The sequence below is a fragment of the Mucilaginibacter lappiensis genome (assembly GCF_900155965.1).
Classification (GTDB): Bacteria; Bacteroidota; Bacteroidia; order Sphingobacteriales; family Sphingobacteriaceae; genus Mucilaginibacter; species Mucilaginibacter lappiensis.
The window spans coordinates 581,738-594,194 of sequence record NZ_FTMG01000002.1 but is presented as its reverse complement, the minus strand read 5'-3'; the positions used below and the strand labels follow the sequence as shown (position 1 = coordinate 594,194).

Annotated in this window: 7 protein-coding genes; 4 read left to right on the top strand and 3 right to left on the bottom strand. The window is 44.0% G+C overall.

Features of this window, described 5'->3' with window-relative positions; translation table 11 throughout:
- Positions 1-455: 455 nt before the first annotated feature.
- Complete coding sequence (locus BW976_RS06670; RefSeq protein ID WP_076371651.1) at positions 456-1,217, bottom strand: phosphosulfolactate synthase; 762 nt, start codon at positions 1,215-1,217, stop codon at positions 456-458.
- A 320-nt stretch (positions 1,218-1,537) separates the two neighbouring features.
- Positions 1,538-2,941: a tetratricopeptide repeat protein gene (locus BW976_RS06665; protein WP_076371649.1), complete on the bottom strand. Its 1,404-nt coding sequence runs from the start codon at positions 2,939-2,941 to the stop codon at positions 1,538-1,540.
- Between the two features lie 239 nt (positions 2,942-3,180).
- Between BW976_RS06665 and amaB the strand changes: the two genes are divergently transcribed.
- From amaB to BW976_RS06650, 3 genes are all read left to right on the top strand, one after another.
- A complete protein-coding gene (gene amaB / locus BW976_RS06660; RefSeq protein WP_076371647.1) occupies positions 3,181-4,722 on the top strand; it encodes an L-piperidine-6-carboxylate dehydrogenase in 1,542 nt (513 codons plus the stop codon).
- Between the two features lie 117 nt (positions 4,723-4,839).
- The gene (locus tag BW976_RS06655) at positions 4,840-6,489 is read left to right on the top strand and encodes a S8 family serine peptidase (protein WP_076371645.1); all 1,650 of its coding nucleotides are present in this window, start codon (positions 4,840-4,842) and stop codon (positions 6,487-6,489) included.
- 391 nt (positions 6,490-6,880) lie between these two features.
- A complete protein-coding gene (locus BW976_RS06650) occupies positions 6,881-8,512 on the top strand; it encodes an aminopeptidase P family protein (RefSeq protein ID WP_076371643.1) in 1,632 nt (543 codons plus the stop codon).
- Positions 8,513-8,727: 215 nt separating this feature from the next.
- Here the strand turns inward: BW976_RS06650 and BW976_RS06645 are convergent, their stop codons facing one another.
- On the bottom strand, positions 8,728-10,632 hold the full coding sequence (locus BW976_RS06645) for a beta-N-acetylhexosaminidase (RefSeq protein ID WP_076371641.1): 1,905 nt from the start codon (positions 10,630-10,632) through the stop codon (positions 8,728-8,730).
- Between the two features lie 185 nt (positions 10,633-10,817).
- Here BW976_RS06645 and BW976_RS06640 point away from each other — a divergent pair, with 185 nt between their 5' ends.
- Positions 10,818-12,209, top strand: a complete 1,392-nt coding sequence (locus tag BW976_RS06640; protein WP_076371639.1) for a Gfo/Idh/MocA family protein — start codon at positions 10,818-10,820, stop codon at positions 12,207-12,209.
- The last annotated feature ends 248 nt before the right edge of the window (positions 12,210-12,457 follow it).

Here is a 12,457-nt window from a genome sequence, read left to right as displayed (position 1 = left end):
TATAAGGTTAATTTGATAAGTTTCACAATTAATATATGCCATACGGCCAAATCATAAAAGCACTTTCCCTATCGCCTAAAACAACTTCACAAATCATATATTGATAAAACGATTTACTAATATATATAATTATTAAATTACTTTGTATTATTTACAGAAAATTTATTTCTAACTCCTTAATAATTATATTATTGATTAAATATGTAGATAATGTATAGATATGGGGCTATGTGTAAAGTTTCACACTAATTTGACTATCATTATAATATTCAGCGCGTCATTTCGAGGTACGAAGCAATCTCCAATTTGCAGGGTTTGCTGTGTAGTATAGAGATTGCTTCGTACCTCGAAATGACGCGCGATGAAAAACATCCTGCTCTCCTCACAAAAGCATAAAACAAAAAAAGCCTCCAGAAATTAACCCGGAGACTTCTCAATTCATATAGTAAGATCAGTTATAAATTCAAAAAGTGGTCGAAAGTATCACTGCGGATCCCTAATCTTAATGTTTCCAGCGGGATAACATCTGTTGGTGCAATATTACCCAGGCTCACGTTAGCGCCTATCAGTTTAATAAACCATACCTGCTGCGCTTTTTGTGGAGCCTCCCAAATAATAGTTCCTTCGGGTATCTGGGTAAGTATTTCATCAACCAGGCCCTGCCTTACCTCGCCTGAGTCACGATAGATACCTACGTTTCCGCTTTCACGGGCCTCGGCTATCACTTTCCAGGAGCCTGCTTCAATTTCGGCGTTCATCAGTTTGATCCATTTATAAGGTGCAAATATCTTTTGCACATCTTTGGAACCTACTTCTGATATAACCGTAACCTGTTTTGCCAAACGACTAATGTATTCGCATTTAATCTCATGCTCAATGGTGATCGATCCGTCAGACACTTCGCAATGTTCTAGTTTGTATTTATCCAATAAACGGCAGTAATCATCAAACTGGTTACGTACAATAAAAGCTTCAAACAAAGTACCGCCAAAATATACGGGGATCCCTGCTTCCTGGTATAGCTTTATCTTTTCGGTTAAATTGGGGGTAACATAAGAAGTTGCCCAGCCCAGCTTAACAATATCTGTATAAGGCCCACCTACTTCCAGAAAATCTTCTACCTGCCTTAAACTTAGTCCTTTGTCCATCACCATGGTGATGCCTTTATCGCGGGGTTTAGCTGTACGTTCGGGAAGATCATTGATCATATAATTCATACAATAGATGGTTATAGCCTATAACTAAAAGTTCTAACGATACAAATATCCGAAAAAAAACTGACTCAGTTATGCAATTGTGCTAATTTCAGATGTGGAAATGATGAAGTTTTTGTAAAATTTAAGATAGATGTGTTATCGATGTGCGAATGTGCAGATGAGTAATTAATGTACAGATATGCAAATGATGGATGGAAGGATAGTAGAAGGAAGACTTTATTTATATGCAAAAAAGCGGATGAAAATTGATCAAAACATCAATCATCATCCGCTTTATCATTTGCACATCTGCATATTTGCAAATCCGCACATCCGAAAGCTTATTTCGTATACTTATTAATAATATCTACAATCACTTTGTTTTTTTGTAATTGCGGCAGGTAATCAAAAAGTATATAATGCTTTTCCGGGTCGCTGGTCAGGGCCATTTCCAGGTGGTTTAGCGCTTCGTTGTATTCGCCTTTGGCAAATAAATAAGCCACCATACGGTAATAAAGCTCTGCCGCTTCAGGATTATTTTTGATCGCTTCCGATATAATCTCGATAGCGCTGGTTAGCCTCTCCTGCTCATACAAGATAGATGAGTAGTCAAGCCAGGCATCAATATCCAGCGGATTAAGCTCTACCACTTTTTCGTAAGCCTGCTCGGCTTCGGTCATGTGGCCTAGTTTATACTCGGCATCGGCTATGGCAAACCAATAATCGGCATTGGCGATATCCAGGTCGAGCGCTTTTTTATAAAAATGCAGGGCTTCAAAATAGCGCTCCTCAAAATCAAGCGTAACACCTATGCCAAACCAGGCATCGGCCAGCTTAGGGTCCATCTTAACCGATTTTTTATAAAAGGCACGCGCATCGTCCATTTGCTCCAGCTTTTCGTAGCACTCGCCAATAGCGCAGTAAGTATCAGCATTAGGCTGCTCGTACTCAAAGGTATGGCGGTATACTTCAATAGCTTCGGCATATTTTTCCAGGTTAACCAGGGCATTACCCTTGTTAAAGTAGGCCGATGCAAAGCTGTCTTTGATCAGTATGGCATAATCATACGCGTCAATAGCTTTTTCAAACAAGCTCAGCTTGGTGTAGGCGTTGCCCAGGTTATACCATGCGGCATAGCTGTAAGGCTCGTTATCAATATACTGCTGATAAAACTGTACGCTCTCCTGCTGGTTGTCCATTACATCGTAGCAAAAAGCCAGTTCGTAAAGGGCATCCTGGTTCTCCATATTCTGCTTAAGGCAAAGCTTAAGATAGGTTATGGCCGTGTCATAATCGCCCATGTTTTGGTACACGTAAGCAATATGCAGCAGGATCTCGTCGGTCTCCTCAGCCAGGCCCAACGCTTTTTCATAATTTTCCAGGGCTTCGCCATAGCGCTCCATACTTTCGTACAGGTTGCCGCGGATAATATAAATATCCGCATCAGAAGCCTCCAGCATGGCCGCTTTTTCCAAAGCCGCAAATGCCTCGGTCACTTTGTTGGTAACTACCAGTAATTGTGCCTGTTTAATTAAAAAAACTGCAGCAAAAGGGTGTTGGTTACGCGCGTATTCTGCTACTTGCAGCGCCTTGGCCGGATCATTTTTCTCGATGTAGTAGTCGATAATGTTCTCAAACGCCTGGGCATCAAAAAAGTACTGGTCGTGATTACGGATCATCTCCTCGTACCGTTCTACCGAAAACTTTGGATCTTCGGTAAAACCAAATTCAAATTCTTCTTCCATTCAATTTTGTTTGCAGAACATCCGCTTTAGGTTAACAATTGTTATTGCTTCGTAAAGACTTATTGAGTTCAAATTACAACAAGTAAGCCTCCAATAAACAATTTAGTTTTCAACATTCGCACATTTTCAACATGATTTGCTTGCAAAGTATTGATAATTAACGACAATCAATTCACGAGCCAAAAGTGGGGAAACTAAAAATTGCCTTAAGATTTTTACCTTTGACAAAAGTAACAATTATGAACCTCGATATTTCAGACATTCTAAAACGTTTACATATAAACGATATTAATGATGCTTTTAGTACAGGAAACCACTGGGGCAGCAGCGCTGGCGCTACCATAAAAGATATCATATCGCCGGTTGACGGCAAAAAAATAGCTTCGGTAAAATTTGCTTCCGAAGGTGATTATAACCAGGTGGTAGAACAAGCCGCCAAAGCTTTTAAAACCTGGCGCAATACCCCGGCTCCAAAACGCGGCGAGATCGTACGCCAGATAGGCGAGGCTTTACGCGCTCACAAACACGACCTGGGTAGCCTGGTATCCTACGAGATGGGCAAAAGCCTGCAGGAAGGCCTGGGCGAGGTTCAGGAGATGATCGATATTGCCGATTTTGCCGTCGGCCTGAGTCGCCAGCTGTATGGATTAACCATGCACTCTGAAAGGGCCAACCACCGCATGTACGAGCAATACCATCCACTGGGCATTGTGGGTATTATTTCGGCATTTAACTTCCCGGTAGCGGTTTGGAGCTGGAATTCCCTGCTGGCCTGGGTGTGCGGCGATGTTTGTATCTGGAAACCATCAGAAAAAACACCGCTGACCGCCATTGCCTGTCAACATATTGCCCAGGAAGTATTTAAAAAGAATAATATTGAAGAAGGCGTATCCAACCTCATCATTGGCGACCGTAACATTGGCGAACTGATGGCGGCCGATACCCGTGTGCCCTTAATATCAGCCACCGGTTCAACCCGCATGGGTAAGGCGGTTAGCGCGGCTGTAGGTGCACGTTTGGGCACAAGCTTACTGGAACTGGGTGGCAACAATGCTATCATCATCAGCGAAAATGCAGATCTGGACATGTCGCTCATCGGCGCGGTATTTGGCGCGGTAGGCACTGCCGGTCAGCGTTGCACCAGCACCCGCAGGTTAATCATCCACGAAAGTGTTTATGACGCTTTCAAAAAAAAGCTGGTGAATGCATATAAGCAGATCCGCATTGGTAACCCATTGGATGAGTATAACCACATGGGCCCGCTGATTGATCACGACGCGGTGAACTTGTACCTGGACTCTATAGAAAAATGCAAAGCTGAAGGCGGCAAATTTGTAGTGGAAGGCGGTAAGCTGGAAGGCGACAACTATTCATCGGGTTGTTACGTAAAACCGTGTATAGCCGAGGTGGAAAATCACTTTAAAATAGTGCAGCACGAAACCTTTGCACCTATACTTTATTTGATAAAATACAGTACGCTTGAAGAAGCCATTGATTTGCAGAACGGTGTTCCGCAGGGTTTATCATCGGCTATTATGACTAATAATTTGCGCGAGGCAGAACAATTTTTATCCTATGCTGGTTCTGACTGTGGTATAGCTAATGTAAACATCGGTACATCAGGTGCAGAAATAGGCGGCGCGTTTGGCGGTGAAAAAGAAACCGGCGGCGGTCGCGAATCCGGATCCGATGCCTGGAAAGTTTACATGAGGCGCCAAACAAATACTATTAATTACTCAAAAACGTTGCCATTAGCACAAGGGATTAAATTCGACCTTTAAGAGCCCCACCCAAACCCTCCCGGCAGGGAGGGCTTTAAAAAGGCAAAATTAAAGTCTCCCCTACCGGGGGAGATTTAGAGGGCCCCAAATTATTTTTTTATTTTCTAATTTTTGTACATGTTCAATTACCACAAACTATTAATCACCGGCGCCACCTTATTAACTGCAATAACATTAAGTCAAACAACTTCTGCACAAGTACTTCCCAAACCAGAGCCAGAGCCCCCAAAAGGCTGGCAGCTGCTGGATCTGAAAGAAAACGGTTTTTATGGCATCAGCCTTAAACCCGCTTACATTTTTTTGCAGGGCAAAAAAAGCAAGCCTGTGGTAGTAGCTACCATTGATAGTGGTATTGATACCTTACAAAAAGACCTGAAAAGTATCCTTTGGACCAATACCAAGGAAATTCCCGGCAACGGTATCGACGATGACCACAATGGTTATGTGGATGATATACACGGCTGGAATTTTTTGGGCGGCCCCGATGGCAAAGCTGATTTTAATGAAACCACCGAGGAGGTTCGTGAATATAATAAGCTGAAAGGTAAATTTGAAAACATCACCGATACCAACGCGGTTGACAAAAAACAGTACGCCTATTGGAAACGTGTAAAAACTACTTATGATAGCACGGTTACCAAATCACGCACCGAAACAGAGCAGCTGCAACCTATCATGAATGCGCTGATGGTAACCAGCGGTTATATCAAAAGAGGGCTTAGCCTGCCAGCCAATGGCACTTTTAAACAAGCCGACCTGGTAAAACTTAAACTGGCTAATGATACCCTTACACAAAGCAAATATGTTTGGGATTCTATTTTCTCGCAGGAGGGCAGCAATAAAACTAATGCCGCCATTATCAAAGATCTGAGCGAGTACCTGGCTAAGTTAAATAATGACCTGTCGCCAGATCTGGAAGCGCGTAAACGCATCGTTGGCGACAATGTAGATAGCATGGATCAAAAGCCTTATGGCAACAATCTGCTTAAGTTTTCAGATGCCTCACACGGTACCGGTGTAGCCGGCTTGATCGGGGCTATCCGCAACAATGGCTATGGCATCAATGGCGTTGCCGATAATGTGCGCATTATGGCTATAAAGGCTGTGCCCAACGGTGATGAATACGATAAAGATATAGCCAATGCCATCCGTTACGCGGTTGATAACGGCGCCCGCATCATTAACATGAGCTTTGGTAAAAAGATATCACCACACAAAGAATGGCTCGACGAAGCTTTTAAATACGCAGCATCAAAAGATGTGTTACTGGTACAAGCGGCAGGTAACGACAGTCAGGATGTGGACGTTGTTCCAGATTATCCGAATGATACTTTTTTAGATGGTTCGTCAACCGATGCTGATAACGTGATCAATGTTGGTGCATCGGGCCCTAAATTGGGCGAACACCTGGCCGGTGATTTCTCTAACTATGGCAAAAAGAATGTAGATGTATTTGCCCCGGGTGTTAAAGTAACTACAGTTGATACCGATGCCGAATTTATGACCGAGGATGGCACCAGTTTCTCATCACCGATAACGGCCGGTGTGGCGGCTTTACTGTTGGAATATTATCCAACCCTAAGCGCCAGGCAGCTGAAACAGATCATCCTGCAATCGGCCACGCCTTTAACTGGGACTATGGTATTGAGACCAGGCAGCAAAACCATCAAGGTTGATTTTGCTTCTCTGAGCAAAACCGGCGGTATTGTAAATGCCTACAAAGCCCTGCAGATAGCATCAAAAACAAAAGGCGAACGGGCTAATTGATAACCGATCTTTTCAAAAGACTTTAAAAAAAAAGAGGCCGTATCATAAATCATGATCGGCCTCTTTTTTTTTGACCTATTCAGATACTTAAGCGATGTATAGTATTGAGTTGGATTGACTCCATTAACAAAAAGTGGGTTTACATGGTTTACACTCTTTATAGTTAACATTGATTTAAATAGTTGACTATCAAGTAATTGTTAGTTTTTCTCCGAAAAACATGTAAACCCAATTTGTATAAATATTATCGGCTAAATTTCAATTCATAGGTAACACGCCATCAAGGGTGGTCAAGTTGATTGATGATACAGCCTCTTTTTTGTGGTGCTACCTATTTTTCTTTTTACTATATCTCTTTTTTGTATATTCGGTCATCCCTACCACATCAATTATGAAATTCATTCAAAAATTAATTTTTGTCGCGGGCACCGTGTGCCTCGGCACTCTCCAGGTTTTTTCACAAACAACCAGTAAAACCGAAAATGTACCAACCGATTATTTGAGCAAAGAGTTCCATGCCGGGCGGCGACAGGCCCTGCGGGATTTGATGCCTGCCAACTCAGTAACCGTGATATTTTCATATCCGGATCAGCTTTTTTCAAACGATGTAAATTATGTTTATCATGCCAACCCCGATCTTTATTATTTTTCGGGATACAAAGAACCTAATGCGGCACTGTTGATATTTAAGGATATGCAAGCCGATGGCGATAGCAGCTATAATGAGTTATTCTTTGTGCGTCATCGTGATCCACTGCGCGAACAGGTGACCGGTAAAAGGCTGGGCGTTGAAGGCGTGAAGAGCCAGCTAGGCTTTAAACGCGTTTATAACAGCGAAGCTTTTCTTGATTTTCCGATAGATTTTAAAAAATTCAGCGCTGTATTTTATGATAGTCCCCCTGAGGATGTCACCGGCGATGGTTCAGCCGGTGAGCTAAGGAACCTGATCAGCACATTTAAAACCAAAGCCTCCATACCCCATGTAGATCAACAATTACTGTACGACCTGACGCTGATTGGTAAATATGCCAGTCCGGCAAACCTAAATCGTCTCGTAACGGCTTACCTTAAACCTAAGTTGAATAAAGAAGCCTATAAAAATAGTCCCATTATACAGGAACTGGTCAATAAGCCCGATTCTGCAACCCTGGCTGATGTAAAAACAAAGATCAGCACCGGCTTTGGGGGTATATCAAGCTATGCTGAATATACCAACACCCTGCGCGGCATAAAAACACCCGAAGAATTGGAGCTGTTAAAAAAATCTGTACAGATCTCCAGCCTTGCCCATGCCGAGATCATGCGGGCTATAAAACCCAGTATGTCTGAAAGAGAACTGGAAGGTATTTTCATGTATGTGCACAAAAAATATGGCGCCGAAGACGAGGGATATCCGCCAATAGTGGGCGCCGGCGCCAATGCCTGCATTTTACATTATGAAGAAAACAACGCCACCAAACTGAATAATCAGCTTACGCTGATGGATGTTGGCGCCGAATATCATGGCTACTCGGCCGATGTAACCCGCACCGTGCCTGCCAACGGAAAGTTTACCGATGAGCAACGCGTCATTTATCAATTGGTATACGATGCGCAGGAAGAGATCTTTAAATTATGCAAAGAAGGCGTAGTTTATGCCAGTGTGGAGCAAAAGGCGACCGAAGTACTTGCCGCCGGTTTAATCAAACTGGGACTTATCAAAAACGCCTCAGAGGTTAAAAAATATTATCCGCATGGATGCTCGCACCATTTGGGCCTTGATGTGCATGATAAGGGTGCATATAACGGCAACCTCATGGCCAACATGGTCATTACCGTTGAGCCAGGCATTTATATACCAGCTGGTAGCCCTTGCGACAAAAAATGGTGGAACATTGGTGTGCGTATTGAGGACGACGTGCTGATAGGCAAAAACGGCTGCACTATTTTATCCATAGATGCCCCCCGTAAATGGCAGGATGTAGAAAAAATGGCGGCCGAAAAAAGCATTTTTGATAATGCTAATTTTCCGGAGTTGAAGTAAAAAAGCTTGATCCATAAAATCACGTCATTGACGTAACACTATAAAAAGAAAGGTTGTCATCCTGAGGAACGAAGGATCTTCTTCGAGAGCCGAGCAGACCAATCTGTGTGATGAAGAAGATTCTTCACTCCGTTCAGAATGACAAAGGACCCTAAAATAAAAAAGCCCAGCAGGTAAGCCTTCCGGGCTTTTTTATTTTAGGGAGGAACTATTATTTATTTAATCCTGCTACTCAATTCAGACAGTGGCATCGTAACCATCCGACCTATCGGTTTTTTGCCTCTGTAAGTGATCACCCTTAGCGTCGTTGCATCCTTGGGTGCATCAATGGGTTGGGTATATTTTGGATAGAAATTATCGGGGAACGAATTATCAAAACTGTAATAAGTATCCAAACCATCCACCTCATTGGTCAGCGTTATCTTTAGCGTGCCATCAGCATTGCGTATAGCGTTGAATGAAGGATCATAAGCGCTTGGCGCGTACTTGGTTTCGGCAGCGTTAAAACGATCGAACTGTTTCTCTACCTTGCCAAAAAAATAAGGCCAGCTTTTCTTTTCCTTTGGCGACCATACCGACTCGGCTATGGCCATACCCCTTGGCCAGGTCATGTATTCGGCCTGACGTATGTTATATACCTGTTCCGTCCATAAATTACCCTGGCCGCCTTTGATCAGTTTGGCATCAACACTATCAGGAACCGGTTCAAACTCGTACGATTTGCTCAGGCGTAAGGAAGCATAAATATGGGTTTCATTCACCCGATCACTTTGCATGTAATCGAGGTAGGTAAAAGTGGTTGGGCTCATTACTACTTCATGACCTTGTTTGGCCGCTTCAATACCGCCTTTAATTCCTCGCCAGCTCATTACCGCAGCATTTGGACCAAGGCCCCCTTCAATAATCTCGTCCCAGCCCATGAACTTTTTACCTTTTGATTCTACTATTTTTTCCAAACGTTTCTCAAAATAGCTCTGTACCTCCTGTTGCGTTTTCAATCCTTCTTTGACCATAAGGGCTTTAATAGCATCGCTTTGTTCCCAGAAGTTTTTGGCGCATTCATCGCCTCCCATATGTATATAAGCAAACGGGAACAGCTGTGCCACTTCGGTCACTACTTTATCTAAAAAGGTATATACATTTTCGTTAGCCGGGCAAAGGGTATTATCCACAATAGCCGTATTATGCGGGCCATCCCAGTTCATAAACGGTTCGCCGGAATTAACCACATATTTATCGGCACCCGGCGTGCACGACAACTCCGGGTAAGCCACTACAGCGGCAAGGCTATGCCCCGGTACATCTATCTCCGGTAATATATTCACAAAGCGGTCTTTGGCGTATTGTACCAGTTCCCGGATATCATCCTGGGTGTAAAAGCCACCATAAGTGCGTGGCTCATTAGCTGCCGGAGGAGTAAATGTACCAAACTGGCCTACTTTTTTAACGTTATAAGCACCAACCGAAGTTAGCTTGGGTAAGCTCTTGATCTCTACGCGCCAGCCTTCATCATCAGTTAAGTGCAGGTGCAACAGGTTCAGTTTGTATTTCACCATGGCATCTATATATTGTTTTACCTCTGCTTTAGTAAAAAAGTGACGCGCCACATCAAACATTAATCCTCTCCAGGCAAAGCGTGGGTAATCGGTAATTTCCACACAAGGCACGGTCCATTTCACATTTTTCACCAGCTGCGCGCTTTCAATATCAGCAGGCAATAATTGCATCAGCGTTTGCACACCATAAAACAAGCCCGCCGCATCGTTAGCCCTGATCACAATTTTTTTTGCTTTTACCGAAAGGGTATATCCTTCGGTACCTATCGCCGCATCGGTAGTTTTATTGAGGACAAGCCTGATAGAGGCCGTTGGAGCTACGCTTTTGACAATAACAGACGAACCCGGCGCGGTAGATAGCTTCTTTTTCAGATAGCTGGTTACCGGCGCCAGTTCGGGTTGGCTGCCTGCCTCCACAATAACACTTTTGGGCAGCAGGAACTGGCCCGCCAAACGTGTTGTTTTTACCGGTTCGGGGATAATGGATAAGCCGCTTTGGGCAACCTGACCAAACGATAGTGCTTGCACAAGGCAACAGCAAAGCAATAAGGATAATTTTTTCATACAGAAGGGATATGTTTTAATTGGGAAACGGTATGCAAATTAAACTTTTTAAATAAAATTAAAAAGTTGCAAGCTAAATTTTGTTGTTTTAAATTGCATATAAATACATCCCGTAGCTGCGCCTGCAGTACATACCCGATCGTATTAACCAATTATTCATTTACCGGACCTTAAACCGTTTACCTATGGCAACAGACAGAAGAAAGTTTTTAAAACAATTTGGCACATCGGTTCTCCTTACTTCGGCATCGCTCACCAGTTTGGCCGCCAAAGAAGAACATGAAAAAAGAATTTTACAGGCCGAAAAACGCGTGAGCCCCAATGATAAGATCAGGATAGCCACCATAGGCATGGGTATTATGGGTTTTAACGATACACATGCGGCGCTTACCGTTCCTGGTGTGGAACTGGTTGCCGCCTGCGACTTGTATAAAGGTCGACTGCTACGAGCTAAGGAGGTTTATGGCTCCAATATTTTTACTACCGATAATTACCATGATATTTTAAACCGCAAGGATATTGATGCTGTTATTGTAGCTACCAGCGATAACTGGCACAGCCCCATATCCATAGAGGCAATGCACAAAGGCAAGGCCGTTTACAGCGAAAAGCCCATGGTGCATCACATCAGCGAAGGATTGAATGAAATAAAGGCCCAGCAGGAAACCAAAGCGGTTTTTCAGGTGGGAAGCCAGCGGGTAAGCGGCATTGCCTTTAAAAAAGCCCGGGAGCTTTACCAGGCAGGCACCATAGGCAAGATCAACGCGGTAGAGGCCTCTTTTAGCAGGCAAAGCGCGCTGGGCGCCTGGCAATATACCATTCCGCTGGATGCATCGCCTCAAACGGTGGGCTGGGAGCAATACCAGGCCAACAGCAAGGTAAAGCATGCCTATGACAGCAACCGTTTCTTCAGATGGCGCAATTACCGCGAATACGGCACTGGTGTAGCCGGTGACCTGTTTGTACACCTGCTATCCGGCATTCATTTTATAACCGGCTCCAAAGGACCCGATAAAATATTTTCGATAGGCGGTTTAACCTACTGGAAGGACGGCCGTAATGTACCTGATGTGATGAGCGCGGTGATCTCCTATCCCGAATCGCCGGAACACCCGGCTTTTCAGGCTACGCTGAGGGTAAATTTTGTAAGCGGCGAAGGTGACCGCGCCTCTACCAGGATCATCGGTTCTGAAGGGGTTATTGACATGAGTGATGGCGGCGGCTTTACCATCCATAAAAGCAAAATGCCGGTAGCGCCGGGTTATGGCGGCTGGGATTCATTCGGAACCTATCCTGAAGCTATGCAAAAAGCGATTGTAGAGGAATATAATAAAAAATATTCCGCTGCCGACCAGCAGGCGCCCAAAATGGATGATGTGGTCTATCACGAGCCCGAAGGCTATAACGACTCCAACGAACATTTCGCCAATTTTTTTGATTCGATGCGTACCGGTAAACCCGTGGTGGAGGATGCCGCCTTCGGCTTCCGCGCCGCCGCTCCCTGCCTCGCTTGTAACGATAGTTATTTTGAGAACAGGATCATTAAATGGGATCCGGTGGGTATGAAGCTGGTATAGACTCAGGTTCAACCTCTGACTTTGTCATCAACAGCTGCCGCGGGCTTTCAGCCCGTGGTGTACATGCCTCAGCTTTCAGCTGAACTAAAGCTGAAAGCTTTAACCATGCCACCCACGAGATACGCTGCGCTAATCTCGCGGGAGCGAAGTATTTGGCGTAAAAGATTTCTCACTATCGTTCGAAATGACACGTATATAAGCATAAAAAAAGCCGCGTTAAGCGGCTTTTTTTATATTTTTTGTAAAAT

Bases quoted from the DNA above. Each gene is read 5' to 3' on its own strand.
- BW976_RS06640 (WP_076371639.1), top strand. From the start codon at position 10,818: ATGGCAACAGACAGAAGAAAGTTTTTAAAACAATTTGGCACATCGGTT.
- BW976_RS06665 (WP_076371649.1), bottom strand. From the start codon at position 2,941: ATGGAAGAAGAATTTGAATTTGGTTTTACCGAAGATCCAAAGTTTTCG.
- amaB (WP_076371647.1), top strand. From the start codon at position 3,181: ATGAACCTCGATATTTCAGACATTCTAAAACGTTTACATATAAACGAT.
- BW976_RS06650 (WP_076371643.1), top strand. From the start codon at position 6,881: ATGAAATTCATTCAAAAATTAATTTTTGTCGCGGGCACCGTGTGCCTC.
- BW976_RS06670 (WP_076371651.1), bottom strand. From the start codon at position 1,217: ATGAATTATATGATCAATGATCTTCCCGAACGTACAGCTAAACCCCGC.
- BW976_RS06655 (WP_076371645.1), top strand. From the start codon at position 4,840: ATGTTCAATTACCACAAACTATTAATCACCGGCGCCACCTTATTAACT.
- BW976_RS06645 (WP_076371641.1), bottom strand. From the start codon at position 10,632: ATGAAAAAATTATCCTTATTGCTTTGCTGTTGCCTTGTGCAAGCACTA.